Annotated in this window: 17 protein-coding genes; 9 read left to right on the forward strand and 8 right to left on the reverse strand. The window is 63.2% G+C overall.

Annotation, left to right across the window (positions count from 1 at the left end; genetic code table 11):
* Nucleotides 1-35 precede the first annotated feature (35 nt).
* Nucleotides 36-1,649: an ATP-binding response regulator gene (locus NL123_RS12755; protein WP_494357906.1), complete on the forward strand. Its 1,614-nt coding sequence runs from the start codon at nt 36-38 to the stop codon at nt 1,647-1,649.
* Here NL123_RS12755 and NL123_RS12760 read toward each other — a convergent pair.
* Both NL123_RS12760 and NL123_RS12765 read right to left on the reverse strand, forming a co-directional pair.
* On the reverse strand, nt 1,639-1,974 hold the full coding sequence (locus tag NL123_RS12760) for a hypothetical protein (RefSeq protein ID WP_033896666.1): 336 nt from the start codon (nt 1,972-1,974) through the stop codon (nt 1,639-1,641). The two genes, NL123_RS12755 and NL123_RS12760, sit on opposite strands and share 11 nt — an antisense overlap.
* A gap of 244 nt (nt 1,975-2,218) precedes the next feature.
* Nucleotides 2,219-2,701 carry an HIT family protein gene (locus NL123_RS12765; RefSeq protein WP_494357907.1) on the reverse strand — a complete coding sequence of 161 codons (483 nt, stop codon included), beginning with the start codon at nt 2,699-2,701 and terminating at the stop codon, nt 2,219-2,221.
* A 125-nt stretch (nt 2,702-2,826) separates the two neighbouring features.
* Between NL123_RS12765 and NL123_RS12770 the strand changes: the two genes are divergently transcribed.
* A complete protein-coding gene (locus NL123_RS12770) occupies nt 2,827-3,156 on the forward strand; it encodes a DHCW motif cupin fold protein (RefSeq protein WP_248482137.1) in 330 nt (109 codons plus the stop codon).
* Nucleotides 3,157-3,172: 16 nt separating this feature from the next.
* Here the strand turns inward: NL123_RS12770 and NL123_RS12775 are convergent, their stop codons facing one another.
* Nucleotides 3,173-3,640 (reverse strand): copper chaperone PCu(A)C, encoded by a 468-nt coding sequence (locus NL123_RS12775; RefSeq protein ID WP_248482135.1) that lies wholly within the window; start codon nt 3,638-3,640, stop codon nt 3,173-3,175.
* Nucleotides 3,640-4,248: an SCO family protein gene (locus NL123_RS12780; protein ID WP_016976099.1), complete on the reverse strand. Its 609-nt coding sequence runs from the start codon at nt 4,246-4,248 to the stop codon at nt 3,640-3,642. Before NL123_RS12780 ends, NL123_RS12775 begins: the two co-directional genes overlap by 1 nt.
* Nucleotides 4,249-4,412: 164 nt before the next feature.
* Between NL123_RS12780 and NL123_RS12785 the strand changes: the two genes are divergently transcribed.
* Both NL123_RS12785 and NL123_RS12790 read left to right on the forward strand, forming a co-directional pair.
* Complete coding sequence (locus tag NL123_RS12785; RefSeq protein ID WP_058423944.1) at nt 4,413-4,796, forward strand: DUF2946 domain-containing protein; 384 nt, start codon at nt 4,413-4,415, stop codon at nt 4,794-4,796.
* Nucleotides 4,797-4,858: 62 nt separating this feature from the next.
* Complete coding sequence (locus NL123_RS12790) at nt 4,859-5,404, forward strand: putative natural product biosynthesis protein (protein WP_494357908.1); 546 nt, start codon at nt 4,859-4,861, stop codon at nt 5,402-5,404.
* Here NL123_RS12790 and NL123_RS12795 read toward each other — a convergent pair.
* Entirely contained in the window at nt 5,379-6,293 is a 915-nt protein-coding gene (locus NL123_RS12795; protein WP_494357909.1) for an aromatic alcohol reductase, read from the reverse strand. The two genes, NL123_RS12790 and NL123_RS12795, sit on opposite strands and share 26 nt — an antisense overlap.
* A 90-nt stretch (nt 6,294-6,383) precedes the next feature.
* On the opposite strand from NL123_RS12795, the gene NL123_RS12800 reads away from it, so the two are divergent.
* A complete protein-coding gene (locus NL123_RS12800) occupies nt 6,384-6,779 on the forward strand; it encodes a winged helix-turn-helix transcriptional regulator (protein ID WP_071493274.1) in 396 nt (131 codons plus the stop codon).
* Here the strand turns inward: NL123_RS12800 and NL123_RS12805 are convergent, their stop codons facing one another.
* Nucleotides 6,780-7,661 (reverse strand): LysR substrate-binding domain-containing protein, encoded by an 882-nt coding sequence (locus tag NL123_RS12805; protein WP_058423940.1) that lies wholly within the window; start codon nt 7,659-7,661, stop codon nt 6,780-6,782. It abuts the gene before it with no gap.
* Between the two features lie 154 nt (nt 7,662-7,815).
* Between NL123_RS12805 and NL123_RS12810 the strand changes: the two genes are divergently transcribed.
* Nucleotides 7,816-8,838 (forward strand): zinc-dependent alcohol dehydrogenase family protein, encoded by a 1,023-nt coding sequence (locus tag NL123_RS12810; RefSeq protein ID WP_494357910.1) that lies wholly within the window; start codon nt 7,816-7,818, stop codon nt 8,836-8,838.
* On the forward strand, nt 8,835-9,989 hold the full coding sequence (locus tag NL123_RS12815) for an MFS transporter (RefSeq protein WP_494357911.1): 1,155 nt from the start codon (nt 8,835-8,837) through the stop codon (nt 9,987-9,989). The genes NL123_RS12810 and NL123_RS12815 overlap by 4 nt, the downstream gene beginning before the upstream one ends.
* On the opposite strand, the gene NL123_RS12820 is transcribed toward NL123_RS12815, so the two are convergent.
* Nucleotides 9,990-10,733: an SDR family NAD(P)-dependent oxidoreductase gene (locus NL123_RS12820; RefSeq protein ID WP_494357912.1), complete on the reverse strand. Its 744-nt coding sequence runs from the start codon at nt 10,731-10,733 to the stop codon at nt 9,990-9,992.
* Between the two features lie 151 nt (nt 10,734-10,884).
* A complete protein-coding gene (locus NL123_RS12825; RefSeq protein WP_494357913.1) occupies nt 10,885-11,838 on the reverse strand; it encodes a LysR family transcriptional regulator in 954 nt (317 codons plus the stop codon).
* Between the two features lie 184 nt (nt 11,839-12,022).
* Between NL123_RS12825 and NL123_RS12830 the strand changes: the two genes are divergently transcribed.
* Nucleotides 12,023-14,197: an FUSC family protein gene (locus NL123_RS12830; protein WP_494357914.1), complete on the forward strand. Its 2,175-nt coding sequence runs from the start codon at nt 12,023-12,025 to the stop codon at nt 14,195-14,197.
* Between the two features lie 128 nt (nt 14,198-14,325).
* On the forward strand, nt 14,326-15,642 hold the full coding sequence (locus NL123_RS12835; protein WP_494357915.1) for an OprD family porin: 1,317 nt from the start codon (nt 14,326-14,328) through the stop codon (nt 15,640-15,642).
* The last annotated feature ends 42 nt before the right edge of the window (nt 15,643-15,684 follow it).

Raw genomic sequence — 15,684 nt, forward strand, 5'->3', positions numbered from 1 at the left:
AGGAATTGATGATTGCCGCACAAGGACGTAACCCCATGAGTCTTGAGACCAACTCCGAACTCGACCAGGCCAACCTGCGTATCGTGGTCGCCAGCATTGCAATCGTCTACATCGGTGCATTGGGCTTCCTGCCGGGACAGTCGGTGGACACCTACCTGCCGGTGATCCTGTATATCTTCCTGTTCCTGCTCGCCTCCATTGCCTTGCGCCAAGTCATCGTGCGCTGGCCGGGGCATTACCCGGCGCGGCGGATCTTCGGCATGATCCACGACTACACCGGCACCTCGTTCGGCATGGTGGTAGGCGGTGAAGCGGCGTTGCCGTTGTATGCGGTGATGGTGTGGGTCAACCTGGGCAACGGCATGCGCTACGGCTCGCGCTACCTGGCGATTGCCACGGCGCTGGCCTTGCTGGCACTGCTGATCGTGTATCGGCTGACGCCGGTGTGGCAGGCGCAACCCTTCATGGTGCTGATGTTGATGATCACCAGCACGGTGATCCCGGTGTACGCGCATATCCTGCTGGAGCGCACGCGCAAGGCCTCCGAGCAGGCCATCGCCGCCAACCTGGAGAAATCCCGTTTCCTTGCCCAGGCCAGCCATGACCTGCGCCAACCCATCCATTCCATCGGCCTGTTCACCGCCTGCCTGCGCGAAGCCCGGCTGGGTGATGAAGAGCGGCGCCTGGTGGATAACATCGACCGTTCGCTGCTCAACGTATCGCAATTGTTCCGCTCGATTCTCGATCTCTACACCCTCGACAACGGTCGCCTGCTGCCCAAGTACCAGGCGGTGCATCTGGGCGAGTTCCTTGCCGACCTGGTGCGCCAGAACGCCGAGGCCGCACGCTGGGCCGGGGTGGAACTGCGCCTGCGGCCCTGCACGCATTGGGTGCTGGTCGACCCTGCGCTGCTGGCGACCATGGTGCAGAACGTGTTGTCCAATTGCTTCAAATATGGCGCGCAACGACCTGTGCTGATTGGCGTGCGCGTACGCGACGGCGGCTTGGCGGTGGAGATTCACGACCGGGGGCGGGGGATTGCCGAGGAGCATCTGTCAAAGGTCTTCGAGGAGTTCTATCGGGTACGCCACCTGCGTGACAAGGACGTCGAAGGCGTCGGCCTGGGGCTGTCCATCGTCAAGCGCCTGGGGCAGTTGATGGGGGTGCAAGTAGGCCTGCGCTCTCGGGTGGGCCATGGTACTTCTGTAAGCCTGTATGGCTTGACCCTGGCCACCGCGCCACGCGCCACGGCACCGCGCGACGACACACGCCAGGCCGGGCTGTTGACCGGGTTGAAGGTGTGCCTGGTGGAAGATGACCACAACGTGCTGCTCGCCACCCAGGCCCTGCTGGAGCGCTGGGGTTGCACGGTGCAGGCCGAGTCTTCGGGGCGTGATCTGGTCAGCGACTGCGACATCATCGTCGCCGACTATGACTTGGGCACCCACGCCACGGGTATCGAATGCATCGATGCCCTGCGCGAGCAACGCGGCTGGGCCGTCCCTGCGCTGATTCTCACCGGGCACGACGTGGAGAGAATCCAGGCCGCCTTGCACGACCGCCAGATCGCCATTCTCTCCAAGCCTGTGCGTCCCGCCGAACTGCGCGGGACCTTGCGCGACCTGAGCCAGCAGACGGTTACTGGGTGAAGCCCTGCAATGGGTTGCCGCGTGCACCTTTGGGTTGGCAGTAGGCCGCAGGTTTCATCATGCCAAAGCTGGCCACGGCGAACATGCCGCCGCTGGCACCGCTGGGCACCGAGCAGTTGTACTCGCCGGAGGCGGCACTGGCGACATAGTAGGTGGTCATCGAGTCGCTGCGCACATTGGAAATACGCTTGACCGGTTCGCCCAGGTTGGTCTCCGACAGCGTCTTGAGGTGGTCTTCGGTGGGCTTGATGTTGCTGCAGCCGGCCACGCCGATGATCAGGGCGCCCAACAGGGTGAGGCGGGTAACGGAGGATTGCAGTTTCATGGTGCTTCTTCCTTGGGGTTGTTAGGGTTTTTCCAGCGCACAACACGCCCACGCGCAATAGCTGCACGGTGCCTGGGGAACGTTGGAAGTGCCGGGGAATATAGCGCCGCAGGGGGGAGGGGTCGATTAGCACAAGTGTGCTAATGGCACGATGACTTCATGGAAGGAGTGGGAAATGCTGGAGATAACACGTGCCACCCCGCGAGCAAAGGATGCTGTGGACGTGTGGCAAAGCCGAGGACGGTTACAGTGCCCTGAAAGCCGCGCCCAGTCGAGCAATCACCTGCTCGACTGACGCCCCCTGGATCGACGGGGGCGTAGTGCTCTTGCCAAACTCCCGCCAGACAAACAGGGTCAACTCGGCCCCATCGGTCTGCGCCAGCTGCGCAGTGCCAAAGCGTTGTAACAGCCGATAGCGCTCATCCCGCCAGAACGCATCCTCCACCCAGTCATACACCGGGATGAAATGGAAATGCAGCGGGAAGCCCGGCATGTGCCCATACCGGCTGATATACAGCCATTTCGGCTCCAACTGCGCCTCCATTACCCGCTGGACCTTCGCCAGCAACCCGCCCAACTCGGCCAGCGCCGGTTCCGGCATGTCAGTCAGGGAGTGGATCGGCGCCTTGGCCCCCAGCATCAGGTAGCCGGGCAACGCAGATGCCAGATGATGGTTTAGCCGCCAGTGTTCGGTTTCGTGAAGGATGTAGGCAGGGTCGATCTGCATCAGCGTGTCCGTGAGCTCTGTGCGGGCAGGATACCTGTATCCCATAAAACGGGTCGATCTGTGTCTACCGTCCACCGTGTCTTGTGAATAGCCTCAAGTCACATCAATCAACGCGAGAGCTCGCCATGGATCTCACTGCTGTTCCTTTTGGCACCACAGACTGGGCCACGGTCGAACCGGTGATTCACCCAGGTATCACTGGCAATGCCCTGTGGCGCACCTGCCACTTCGGCACAACACGTGTGCGCATGGTCGAATACACGCCTGGCTACTTGGCGGACCATTGGTGCTGGCGGGGGCATGTGCTGTTATGCCTTGAAGGCGAGTTGCACACAGAACTGGAAGACGGCCGTCAGTTTACGCTGACGGCCGGGATGAGTTACCAGGTGGGCAATGACATGGAAGGGCATCGATCTTCGACGAGTGCCGGGGCAAGGCTATTTATCGTGGATTGAGGCGGGTGCGCACGTCTCAGTGCATCTTGCCATGGTCCATCCCATCCAGGCCACGTACCGGCGCCTTCACTTCAATCGCCTGCTTCTCGCCCTTGGCGTTCTGCACGGTCAGGGTCAGCGGCACCTGGTCGCCTTCCTTGATCTGGCCGGTCAGGCCCATCAGCATCACGTGGTAACCGTCGGGGTCGAGGGTCACGGCCTTGCCTGCCGGCAGGGCCACCGAGTCCACCGGGCCCATGCGCATCACGTCGTCCTTCATGCTCATTTCATGGATCTGCACGTCCTTGGCCACCGGCGACGCCACGCTCAGCAATTGGCTGTCGCTGTCGGCGGTGACGGTCATGAACGCGCCGCTGGACGGCTGGCCTGGCACAGTCGCACGTACCCAGGCGTCGGTGACTTGCACCTGCGCGCTGGCGTGCGCGGCGAGGCCCAGCAGGGTCATGCCGATAAGGGTGCGCTTGAGGTGTTGAACGGCAGTCATTAGCAGACCTCCATGACGGTGAGCAGGTCTTCTGCGCACTCTTTAGCGGTAAGGGATGCCTGCAGGCCCAGGCGCAGGTTGCCACGGGTGTCGAACACGAAACTGGTGGCGGTGTGGGACAGGGTGTAGGTGTCGCCGGCGGGGATCTTTTCATAGAAGATCCCGAATTCCTTGGCGGCCACGGCGATTTCTTCCGGGGTGCCGTACAGCGCTTCGAAGCTGGGGTCGAAGGCCTTGACGTACTTGTCGAGAATCTCCGGCGTGTCGCGTTCCGGGTCCAGGGTGATGAACACCACCTGCATGATTTCGCCGTCGCGGCCCATCAGCTTCTTGGCCTGGGCGGCGCGCGCCAGGGTGGTCGGGCACACGGCCGGGCACTGGGTGAAACCGAAGAACACCACCGGCATCAGGCCACGGAACGAGCTCAGGGTGACGGTTTCGCCGTCGGTGTTCTTGAGCTTGAAGGTACGGCCCATGATCTTGTCGCTCAGGTCCTTGCCGTACTTGAAGTTCAGCTTGGGGCTGTAGTCACAGCCGCCCAGCAGGCTGCCCAGGCCCAACAGGCCCATACCGGTCAGCACCTTGCGGCGGGTGAATAACGTACTCATCAACTGTGCATCCTGTGAAGCGCCTGCATTGCTCTGGATCAATACGTCAGGCTTTGAGGGCGCCCAGTCTATCAACCCTGGCAAGCGCACGTAATCTGCGACGTTCTGCCACAGGGGCATGTCGCGCTTCATCCTTTTGCGGCGCTGGTGGTAGAGTCGCCGCCATGAAATCGAGCCACCCCGACCGTTCGCTGATCGCCTGGGCCCTGTACTTCTGCGTGCTCATGAACCTGTTCGTCTGCGGTTTGGGGCATGGGCAGATGACGGGGCAGGCGCTCAATGGCATCGGCGGGGCGTTCTGTTCGGTGAGCGGCAACCAGGCGCCACTTTCCGACAAAGGGTTGGGTAGCCCGTCTTCCAGCAACATCTCGAACTACTTTGCCTGCCCGGTCTGCAACGCATTGACCGTTGCCCTGGTGTTCCTGGTCGGCCTGGCCTGGCTATTGGGCCTGGGACACACCCCGCGCCCGGCCCATGAACGGCGCAACAAGGCGCCGCCACGATATTCCTGGCCCTCGGCCAACCCCCGCGCTTCCCCTGCATTCTGACGTTTGCCTTGGGCCTCCTGAAACCGGGAGGCGTCCCATCGTCATGACTGTGAGTGCGTTTCATGAACCCCCTGTTGCCCACAGGCGCCAACCGCCTGGTCAGCAAGGCGTCCCGCCGCCTGCACGCGGAACCGGCGCCGTCTGAATACCCCAGCAATTCCCGCAGTTTCGTGCACCTGGATGCACGCCTGCTGCCGTATTGGCACACCCTGTTCGACATCTGCCCGGCGCTGCTCAAGCTGGACCCGCCCGAGGGCCTGAACCTGTTTCGCAGCTTCATGACCTGGGCCTATCGCCACCGGCCGCCGCTGGATTGGACCTACCACGTGAACGTCTGCCGCTGGTTGCTGGGCTCGGTGTATCGGGCGCAGATCGATGACGAGCCCATCGAGGCGTTCATGGCGGCCGCTGCCGCGCGTTGGGTGCAGACGGATAAAAGCCAGGCCAGGGGTGTGGTCCTGGCCTGGCAGGGCGCAACGCTGTTTGATTGGAAGGGCTCGCCGTGCGCGATGGTTGAACGCCAGGCATTGCCCCCTGCGCAAACGGACTTCGCCTGGTGCCCGTTGAACAGTCGGGGTGAATTCAGCCGATGGTTGCCGGTGCCCTGAGGTGTTGGCGGATCCACGTGGCAACGTCCGTCATGGCGATGTGATTGCGGGCGTTGAAGGTCACGGCGGGGTCCCAGGCCACGCCGTGGCCTTGGGCGAACACTGCGCGGTATTTCTTCAGGTTGTCATCTGGGGCCTTCGCCAGTTCGGCCAGCAACCTCGGCACCGGCCAGGGCTCGCGCTGCAGCCGGATGCCGAGGGTGGCGTCGACGGTATCGGCCAGTTGCCCATAGGTCAGGGTGTCACCGGCGGTGAACACCACCTGGTTGCCCAGCGCCGGTTCGGCAAGCACGATGTGTGCGGTTAACCGGCCGATGTCCTCAGGCGTGGTGACGGTGACGGCGGTGTCCCAACTGCCCAGCGCATGCACGGTGTTCTGCGCCAGGTCGACCACGCCGAACGAGGGCTCGAACAGAAAACTGGTGAACATGCCGGTGGAGATGATCAGCCATTGCGTGCCGTGCTGGGCGCGTAGCAGGTCGCGTACGTCGAGCTGTTCGTCGAAGGTATCCTGCGGGCTGCCACGACCGATCAGGTCATAGTCCACGCCGAATTGCCACGGCACATAACGCTGCACTCCACCCTCGATGGCGGCCCGCGCCAGTTTGCGCTGGGTGCCGGGGCCGGCAGCAAAACCGGTGCAGCAGATTACCGTATCGAAGGGCGCGAAGCGCTCGGCGAGCACGCGTTGGCTGTCGTTTTGCAGGTCGCCGGCAACTGCCTCGATACCCCGTGCACGCAAGGCGTTGGACGCAGCCGAGTGCAGGCTGGCGGGGCGCAGCAGCACGGCGAGGCGTGTGTCGCCCGGTGCGGCCAGGTCGGCCAGTGCTTGCACTACGGCCATGCCCAGTTCGCCGGCACCGAGTACCAGGATGGAAGAGGGGGTCATAGGAACTCCGTCTGGATTGAAAGTCGTGGCATGCTTGCAGAATTCATCGCCGCGCATAAGAAGGCACACCTGTGATACCGAGAGCTCCCCATGGATAACGACGAGATCATCCGCCGCTCCCAAGCCGCCTGCGACGCCCTCAGCGCCGACGATGACGGCCTCAAGCGCGAGGTGCTGACCCACGCGGGCAACCGCTGGTCATTGGGCATCGTGCACGTGCTGGGTGTGTCCGGCCGCTTGCGTCACGCCGAGATCGGCCGGCGCATGCAGGGCGTGACCCAGCGCATGCTGACCCGTACGTTGCGCCAGTTGGAGCGCGACGGGCTGGTGCTGCGCTACGACTTCCAGGAAGTGCCGCCCAGGGTCGAGTACGAGCTGTCGAGCCTGGGCACGGAACTGCTGGTACACATGATCCCGCTTTGGACCTGGGTGGTAGAGAAGGGCGATGAATTTCGCCAGGCGCGGCAGCGGTTCGACAACGCCTGATCAGGGAAACAGGCGTTCCTTGAGAAAGTCGATAAACACCCGCAACTTCGGCGACGGGTGCCGGCTCGATGGCCACATCATGCGGAAGCTGCCGTGCTCGGTGCAGTCAGGCAGCACCTGCAGCAATTGCCCGCTGTCGAGGGCCTCGCGGATGGCGAAGTCCGGCAGGTAGGCGATACCAATGCCGTGCAGTGCAAAACATACCCGGGCCTCGAGGTTGTTGCAGATCATCGCTGCCGGCAGGTGCTGGTCGAGTTCGACGCCTTGTGCGTGCAACGGCCAACGCTGCAATTTGCCAGTATTGGGAAAGCGGAACAGGATACAACTGTGCTGGGCCAGGTCGCTGAAGCGCTGCGGTGTGCCGTGACGTTCGAGGTAGGTGGGGGCCGCCACGACGATCATCCGATACTCCCCCACCAACCGTGAACTCAAGCGCGAATCCGGCGCCTCGCCGCTGCGCAGCACCGCGTCGTAGCCTTCTTCCACCACGTCCACGCGGCGGTCGGTGAAGCTCAGGTCCAGCTCGACGTCAGGGTAGGCCTGCTTGAAGTCGGCCAGCACTGGCAAAAACGGATGGCCCACCAACGGCAGGCTGACCTTGAGGCGACCACGGGGCGCCTGGCTGACTTGGGACAACTCTGCCTCGGCTTCCTCGATTTCCCGCAGGATGCGCCGGCTGCGCTCCAGAAACAGCTCGCCCTCGGCAGTCAGCGTCACGCTGCGCGTACTGCGGTGGAACAACCGGACGCCCAGGCGTTCTTCCAGGCGCGCCACGCTCTTGCCAACCGCCGACGCCGTCACCCCGAGCACCCGCCCGGCGGCGACAAAACTGTGGGTATGCGCGACCTGCACAAAGGCATTCAGGGTCGTGAGGTTGTCCATCTGAGGCACCGATTGGCGACGGGAATTGCCGATACCCTAGCGCAATTGCCGGTATTGCGGAATGAAAGCTCCGTAGACCCAGGAGCCGCGCCCTACTTAATCCCGTGAAGCGAGGTTCTTATCCTTGCGCAAAACCCTCACGAGAGACCTGAACATGACTGACTTGATGCAACGCTGGGAAATCCCGACCTTTGGCCTCCATACCTTGCGCTTGGCCCGTGTGCCGCGACCGGTGGCCAAGGCCGGGGAGGTGCTGGTGGGCGTCGCGGCGGTATCGCTCAATTACCGTGACGCCGAGGTAGCGGAAAACGGCATGGGCGCCAGCCTGCAATTCCCCTTTACCCCGGCGTCCGACATGGCGGGTACGGTGGTGGCCGTGGGTGAGGGTGTGAACCGGTTCAAGGTGGGCGACAAGGTGCTGTCGAGTTTCTTTGCCGGCTGGGTCGACGGCAGGCCGTTGTCCTGGGCCGACGCGCCACCGCAAGGCGGCCCGATCCCCGGCATGCTGGCCGAATACGTGACCACCCCCGCTGACTGGTGCGTGCTCGCGCCACGCTCGTTGAACGCCACCCAGGCCAGCACCTTGCCGGTGGCGGCATTGACGGCCTGGATGGCCTTGATCGAACTCGGCCACTTGCACGCCGGCCAGACCGTGGTGGTGCAGGGCACCGGCGGCGTTTCGCTGTTTGCCGTGCAACTGGCGGCGGCCCATGGTGCCCGTGTGATCATCACCAGCAGCAGCGATGAAAAAATCGCCCGTGCCGTCGAACTGGGCGCCACCCATGGCATCCACCGTGGCCGGGTGCCGGACTGGCACCACGCCGTGCTGGAACTGACCGGCGGACGCGGCGCCGAGCACGTGCTGGAAATGGCCGGTGGCGACAACCTGGCGCGTTCACTGCAAGCGGTGAGCAACGGTGGGCGTGTCTCAGTGATCGGCCTGCTGGAGAGCGACCAGTTGAGCGCGCCGCTGATGAGCCTGCTGGCCAAGCGCGCCGCCATCGTCGGTGTAGCGGTGGGGCCACGCCGTGCCCTCGAAGACCTGGTTCGCATGGTGGAGCGACACACCCTCCAACCGGTGATCGACCACACCTACCGCTTTGCCGAAGTGCCCCAGGCCTTCGCCCATTTGCAGCGCGGTGCCTTCGGTAAGGTTGTGATCGAGGTCGGCTCGTGATCTACATCATCCTGGGGTTGTTCGGCCTGTATACCCTGGAGTTTGGGGTGGTCGGTATCTTGCCGATGATCGTCGAGCGGTTCGCGATCAGTGTGTCCCAGGCCGGGTGGTTGATGGGTTTGTTTGCGTTGATCGTGGCGGTGCTGGGGCCGTTCCTGGTGTTGTTGGCCTCGCGGGTGGCGCGCAAGAAAATCCTGGTGGGCGCCTTGCTGGGGTTCTCGATCAGCAGTGTGTTGTCGGCGTTTGCACCGAACTTCGAAACACTGATGGCGCTGCGCGTGGTGCCGGCCATGCTCCACCCGGTATTTTTTGCTGCTGCGTTTTCCACGGCGGTGTCGCTGTACCCCCGCGAACGAGCGGCCCATGCCACGGCGCTGGCGGTGGTGGGCACCACGCTTGGGCTGGTGTTGGGCGTGCCTCTGACCACTTGGGTGGGGGCGAGTCTTTCCTATGAGGCCTCGTTCTACTTTTGCGCCGTGGCAACGGCGGTGGCGGCGTTGGGTCTAAGGCTCAAGCTGCCCGATCACCCGCGTTCGGCACCCCTGAGCTTCGGCAAGCAACTGACTGTGCTGCGCAGCCTCTCGGTGTGGCTGGCGATCCTCGCCACCGTGCTGGTGTTTACCACGATGTTTTCGGTGTACAGCTACGCGGCTGAGTACCTCAAGACCCGGATCGGCATGGACGGTCGGACCATCAGTGTCATGCTGGTGGTCTTCGGCATCGGCGGCGTCGTCGGTAACCTATGGGTGGGGCGTGCGCTCAGCCGGCATCTGGTTGTGACGGCCGTACTGTATCCGGTGGTACTGGCGGCGGCATACCTGGTGTTGTATGCCTTTGGCAGCCTGTCGTGGGCGTCGATGAGTGTGATCGTGTTGCTCTGGGGCGCGGCGCATACCTGTGGCCTGGTGGTCACGCAAGTCTGGCTCACGTCTTCGGCACCCGAGGCGCATGAGTTCGCCACCAGCCTGTATGTGTCATCGGCGAATGCCGGGGTGGTGATCGGGTCATCGGTGGGCGGGCTGTTCATCAATGCCTTCGGCACCACCGGGGTGATTGGCTGCGGGCTGATCTTTGCCGGGTTGTCGCTGTTGGTGATCGGTTGGAAGGCCCTGGCATTCGGAGGTGCCAAGGCCATGCCTGCACTGGCCTGATCAGCGCAAGGTATAACCTCCGTCCACCACCCAATCCTGGCCGAACACGCTGCGTGCGCCCTGGCCCAACTGGAACAGGATCACATCGGCCACGGCGCCCGGCTCCAGGAACTGCCCGTCGAGCAGGCGGGCGTTGACGGTCTTCGCCACCGAACCCAGGGCTTCATCATTGAGCCCCAGGGTGCTCCAGATCGGCGTGGCGGTGGGGCCGGGGGAGACCATGTTCAGGCGGATGCCGTGGGGCGCCAGTTCCACCGCCAGGGTGCGCACCTGGGCGCGCAGGGCGGCTTTGGACGCGATGTAGGCGGCCAGGCCGGGAAAGGTCACTTGCTCCAGGAACGTGCCGATGAACACCACCGACGCCTGCGCCGACAACTGCCCGCGCAGGCTGCCCAAGGTGTTCAAGGCGCCAGCACCATTGACTGCCCATTGCCGGTCGAAGGCGGCCAGGTCCAGGCCATCGGCCAGTTGGGCAATGCCCGCGTTCGGCACCAGAAAATCCACCGGCCCCTTCGGCGCCGTCACCTGCGCCAGGCGCGCCAGGTCGGCTGCCTCGGTCACATCCCCGGCCAACCACTTGAGCTGCTCGCCAAACTGCTCGGCCAACACGCCAAGCCCGCCCAGTTGACGCGACATCGCGACCACCTTCGCGCCGCGTTCGAGCAAACGTTGGGTGACGGCCAGGCCGATGCCTGAACTGGCACCGGTGACAACGGCAAGGCGCTGGTTGAATTCATTGCTCATAGTGATCTCTCTGTGGGTTTCGAAGATTTGTCCTGCCCACTTCAGAGTCAGAAAGCATGCCAATGAATAACATTATGAAAATCAGTCGGTTGCGATTTTTGTTGTCGTTATGACCCTGGCGTCCTGTAGTCGTTATGACCCTATGTAGTCGTTATGACTCGACAGCGCTGAGCAACGGGCGGGTCTTCAGCACAGCCTTATGGTCGGCGAGCACCTCCGGCAGGGAGCTGCGCAGGTACTCCACCCAGGTTTTGATTTTTGCGTCCAGGTAATGCCGGGAAGGGTAGATGGCGTACAGACTCAGCTCCTCCAGGCGGTACTCGGGCAGTACGCGCACCAGGCTACCGCTGCGCAGCCCCTTGATCGCCGCATGCACTGGCAGGATGCCGATGCCCATGTCATTGCTGATGGCGGTTTTCATCGCGTCAACCGAATCCACCAGGAAGGGCGAGTGGCTGATGATCACGTTTTCCTTGCCATTGGGGCCGTTGAAGGTCCAGTTCTCCAGGGGGATCACCGGGCTGACCAGGCGCAGGCAGGCGTGGTCAAGCAGGTCCCTGGGAACCTGCGCGATGCCGTGGCTTTTTACGTAGGACGGCGATGCGCAAACGATGCTGTAGGTGCTGCCGAGCTTCTGCGACACATGGCTGGAGTCAGGCAGGTCGATGGCCAGCACGATCGATACGTCGAAGCCTTCGTGCACCAGGTCCGGCGTGCGGTTGCTCATGCTCAGGTTGAAGGTCACATCCGGGTAATGCTGGCGATAACGGGCGATGGCGTCCACCACGTAATGCTGGCCGATGCCGGTCATCGAATGCACCTTGAGCTGGCCGATAGGCCGGGTATGGGCGTCGCCGGCTTCTACCTCGGCTTCCGCGATCGAATGCAGGATCTGCTCGCATCGCACCAAATAGCGTTGGCCGGATTCGGTGAGGGCGATGCGGCGCGTGGTGCGATTGAACAGGCGCGTGCGCAGGTGTGCTTCCAGGTTGGAGATGGAGCGGGATACATGGGTGGTGTTGGTGTTCAGTCGTGCCGCCGCGCCGGTAAAACTGCCGGCTTCGGCGACGCAACGGAAGATGCGCATGTTCTGCAGAATGTCCATCGATGGCTACCAGGGATAACGGATTTTTCCAGTGTGGCATGAAGTCGCGGGCCGCTGTAAACGCTATTTATTGTGGTGTTTTGCGTAACAGTCATTCACGTTCTGGATGACTTACCGACCCTGGCGCAACTGCCTAAAGTCGCCGGCCTTGTGTGCCAGCCAGCTTGTCGGGAGTCCCTGTTTCGTGCCACCACTCACTGATTTTTCACGCCGGCTGAGAGCACTGCCCTGGCGCCGGGGCTTCCTGGAATGGGCGCGCACCGACGGGGTGATGTGGGTCTACCTGTTCAAGGTGCTGATCGCTTCGTACCTGGCCTTGTGGCTGTCGATGCGCCTGGAGTTGCCGCAGCCCGGCACGGCGATCACCACGGTGTTTATCGTGATGCAGCCGTACAGTGGGCATGTCCTGGCCAAAAGCGTCTACCGCGTGATCGGCACGCTGGTGGGGTCGTCGTTCATGGTGCTGTTGATGGCGCTGTTCGCCCAGAGCACCGAGCTGTTCCTGGCCGGGTTGGCCGTGTGGGTGGGCGTGTGCTCATACGGCGCGGCGCGCAATCGTCATTTTCGCGCCTATGGGTGGGTGCTGGCGGGGTATACCGCGGTGATGGTGGGCTTGCCGGTGGTGGGGCACCCGGAGCAGGTGTTCATGGCGGCGGTGTGGCGGGTGTTGGAGATCACCCTGGGCGTGCTGTGCGCCACCGGGATCAGCGCAACGTTGCTGCCCAATACGGCGGGCGCCGCCATGCGCAATACCCTGTACCAACGCTTTGGTCGTTTCGCCGGATTTGTCGTGAGCGGTCTGCGCAGTACCCACGACCAGGCGGCGTTCGAGGTCGCCAACCTGCGCTTCATCGCCGAGGCAGTGGGCCTGGAAGGGATGCGCAGCGTCAGTGTGTTCGAAGACCCTTACATGCGCCGACGCAAGGGGCGCCTGGATCGGCTCAACGTCGAGTTCATGGCCATCACCACGCGTTTCAATGCCCTGCATCAGTTGCTCGACCGAGTGCAGATGCGCGGTTCCACGGCAGTGCTGGAAGCTGTGGGCCCGGCACTCAAGGCGCTGGTCAATGTGCTGGAACCGTTCGCCGGACAGGTACTCACAGACCTGGAGGCGGCACACTTGTCGACACGCCTGAAGCGTTATATCCACGGGCTGCCGAGCCAGGTCCGTCACCTGCGCGCCGAACTGGCGCAGGCGCATCCGCCCGCCGACGACCTGCTAGATTTCCACACGGCCTGCGAGCTGCTTTATCGCTTCGTCGACGAGTTGCTCAGCTACGCCCGGACCCATGCTTCCCTGGCCGATCACAACCACCGGCGTGAGCGTTGGGCCGAACCTTTTCAGCCACAGACCCATTGGCTGGCGGCGGTGGGCGCCGGGCTGCGTGCAGCGTTGGTGCTGCTGGTGTTGTGTGCGCTGTGGATCGCCACCAGTTGGCCCAGTGGCGCGGCGATGACCCTGGTGTCCGCGCTCACGGTGGGGCTCTCGGCGTTCTCCCCCAACCCCCGGCGCATGTCGTTCCAGATTGCCTGTGGGACGGTGTTGGCGGCGGTCATCGGGATTTTCGAGGTGTTCTTCGTCTATCCCCGGATCGATGGGTTCCCGTTACTGTGCCTGGTGATTGCGCCGGTGATCATGCTGGGGTCGTTTTGGTTGGCCAAACCACAGTGGGTGGGCTACGGCCTGGGCATGCTGGTGTTTTTCGGCACCAGTTCGGTGCCCGGCAATCTCACGCTCTACAACCCTTATGGCTTGATCAATGACTACCTCGCCATGGTGTTCGGGATGCTGGTGTGCGCGGCGGCAGGGGCGATCATTCTGCCGCCCAACAGCCCGTGGTTGTGGCGTCGGTTGGAACAGGACCTGCGCCAGCGGGTCGTGTTCGCCCTCCACGCACCCTTGCCGGCGCTGGGCTCGGGTTTCGAAAGCGGCACCCGTGACCTGCTTAACCAGGCCCATGGCTTGTCCGCCGGCCAGCCCCAGGTGCAACACCGCCTGCTGCGCTGGACGTTCGTGGTGCTTGACGTCGGCCATGCCCTGATCGAACTGCGCCGCGAGCAGGCGCAGTTGCCGGCGCTGGCCTGCTACGCCGAAACCACCGCGTGGCGCCAGGCGGTACGTGCCATGGGGCGGGCATTGGTGCGCTTGTTCACCCAGCCGGGGCATGCACGGTGGCAACGTGCACTGGCACGCGTCGAACACGCGATCGAGTGCGTGCAGGACACCGTCGAACCTTTCGAAGCGCACTTTGAGACCTCGGCCTTGCGCCGGGTGGAAAGTTACCTGCACTTCATCCGTACCTCACTGCTGGACACGCGCTCGCCATTCGCTGGATTGTTACCCAAACTGAAAAAGTGATTGGCGGTTTTGCCGGCTTTTTCCCGGCCACGCAACGCTATACCGTGCGCGCTCCCGTTGACTGCAGCCCCCTGGCATAACAAAAACAGCGCTGCGACGGGGCGCCTCAATCACTTCTCGGAGCCTTCATGAACCACAAGACTTGCCTGGCGCTCGCCGTCTCTATCGGCGCTGCGCAGCAGGCGGCTGCGTCGGGTTTTATCGATGACAGCAAAGCCAGCCTCGACCTGCGCAACTTCTACTACAACCAGGACACCCGCAACGCCAAGGCCGCCTCGGACAAGGAATGGGGCCAGGCCTTTATGTTCAACTACCAGTCCGGTTTCACCGAAGGCACGGTCGGCCTGGGCCTGGACCTGCAAGAGTGGTACGGCCTGCGCCTGGACGCCTCCGGCCGGGCCGGCAAGTCCGGTGCCGATAACACCCCCGGCAGCGTCTTCCCGCTGGACGATGGCAAGGCCGCCCATGACTTCAGCAAGACGGGCGTTACCGGCAAACTGCGCATTGCCCAGACCCAACTCAAGGCCGGCAGCCTGATGCCCAGGCTGCCGGTGCTGACCACTGAAGACGGGCGCCTGTTGCCCCAGACCTTCCGTGGCTATCAGGTGGAGTCCAAGGACTTCAAGGACGTCAACCTGATCGCGGGCAAGATCGAGCAGGTCGTGGACCGCAACTCCAGCAATGGCCAAGGCCTGTCGATTGCCGGCGCCAATGACCCGGTCAAGGGCAAGTCCAGTAACCAGTTCTACTACGGCGGCGTGGATTACACCGTCAGCAAGCAACTGCAGATGCAGTACTACTACGCCAGCCTGGAGAACTTCTACCAACAGCACTTCCTGGGCCTGGTGCACACCTGGCAACTGCCGGTGGGTCAGCTCAAGAGCGACCTGCGTTATTTCTACAGCACCGCCGACGGTAAGAACGGCAGTGCTTCGGGCCGTGGCGAAGGTTATGTCGGCTCGGGTTACTACGCGCCCGGCGTCAACACCGGCAAGGTCGACAACCGCTTGTGGAGCGCACTGTTCGCCTATGGCTTGAGCGGGCATTCGCTGAGCCTGGGCTACCAGAAAACCACCGGGCAAAGTGACTTCCCGCACATCAACCAGGGGCAGGGCCGTTCGCTTTACCTGATCACCAACTCCCAGTCGCTCAAGTTCGTGAATGCCGGCGAACAGGCCATGGTGGGCAGTTATGCCTATGACTTTGCCAGCCTGGGCGTACCGGGGCTGCGCTCCAGTGTGACTTACATTCACGGCAGCCACATCCGCACCGCCGGCCGCGACAACAGCGAATGGGAGCGCGACCTGCGCCTGGACTACGTGATCCCCACCGGCGCCTTGAAAGGCCTGGGCTTTACCTGGCGTAGTGCGGTATTGCGCGGCAATGACACGGCGGACAAGGACGAGACACGGTTGATTGTCAGCTACAGCATCCCGTTGCTGTAACGCGCAGTGGTGTAGGCAAAAAGCGTGGAATTGGACCTGGGT

The sequence above is a fragment of the Pseudomonas sp. FBCC-B1565 genome (assembly GCF_059133265.1).

Bases quoted from the DNA above. Each gene is read 5' to 3' on its own strand.
- NL123_RS12790 (WP_494357908.1), top strand. From the start codon at position 4,859: ATGAACCCCCTGTTGCCCACAGGCGCCAACCGCCTGGTCAGCAAGGCG.
- NL123_RS12795 (WP_494357909.1), bottom strand. From the start codon at position 6,293: ATGACCCCCTCTTCCATCCTGGTACTCGGTGCCGGCGAACTGGGCATG.
- NL123_RS12780 (WP_016976099.1), bottom strand. From the start codon at position 4,248: ATGAGTACGTTATTCACCCGCCGCAAGGTGCTGACCGGTATGGGCCTG.
- NL123_RS12810 (WP_494357910.1), top strand. From the start codon at position 7,816: ATGACTGACTTGATGCAACGCTGGGAAATCCCGACCTTTGGCCTCCAT.
- NL123_RS12835 (WP_494357915.1), top strand. From the start codon at position 14,326: ATGAACCACAAGACTTGCCTGGCGCTCGCCGTCTCTATCGGCGCTGCG.
- NL123_RS12760 (WP_033896666.1), bottom strand. From the start codon at position 1,974: ATGAAACTGCAATCCTCCGTTACCCGCCTCACCCTGTTGGGCGCCCTG.
- NL123_RS12770 (WP_248482137.1), top strand. From the start codon at position 2,827: ATGGATCTCACTGCTGTTCCTTTTGGCACCACAGACTGGGCCACGGTC.
- NL123_RS12825 (WP_494357913.1), bottom strand. From the start codon at position 11,838: ATGGACATTCTGCAGAACATGCGCATCTTCCGTTGCGTCGCCGAAGCC.
- NL123_RS12800 (WP_071493274.1), top strand. From the start codon at position 6,384: ATGGATAACGACGAGATCATCCGCCGCTCCCAAGCCGCCTGCGACGCC.
- NL123_RS12775 (WP_248482135.1), bottom strand. From the start codon at position 3,640: ATGACTGCCGTTCAACACCTCAAGCGCACCCTTATCGGCATGACCCTG.
- NL123_RS12755 (WP_494357906.1), top strand. From the start codon at position 36: ATGAGTCTTGAGACCAACTCCGAACTCGACCAGGCCAACCTGCGTATC.
- NL123_RS12785 (WP_058423944.1), top strand. From the start codon at position 4,413: ATGAAATCGAGCCACCCCGACCGTTCGCTGATCGCCTGGGCCCTGTAC.
- NL123_RS12805 (WP_058423940.1), bottom strand. From the start codon at position 7,661: ATGGACAACCTCACGACCCTGAATGCCTTTGTGCAGGTCGCGCATACC.
- NL123_RS12765 (WP_494357907.1), bottom strand. From the start codon at position 2,701: ATGCAGATCGACCCTGCCTACATCCTTCACGAAACCGAACACTGGCGG.
- NL123_RS12820 (WP_494357912.1), bottom strand. From the start codon at position 10,733: ATGAGCAATGAATTCAACCAGCGCCTTGCCGTTGTCACCGGTGCCAGT.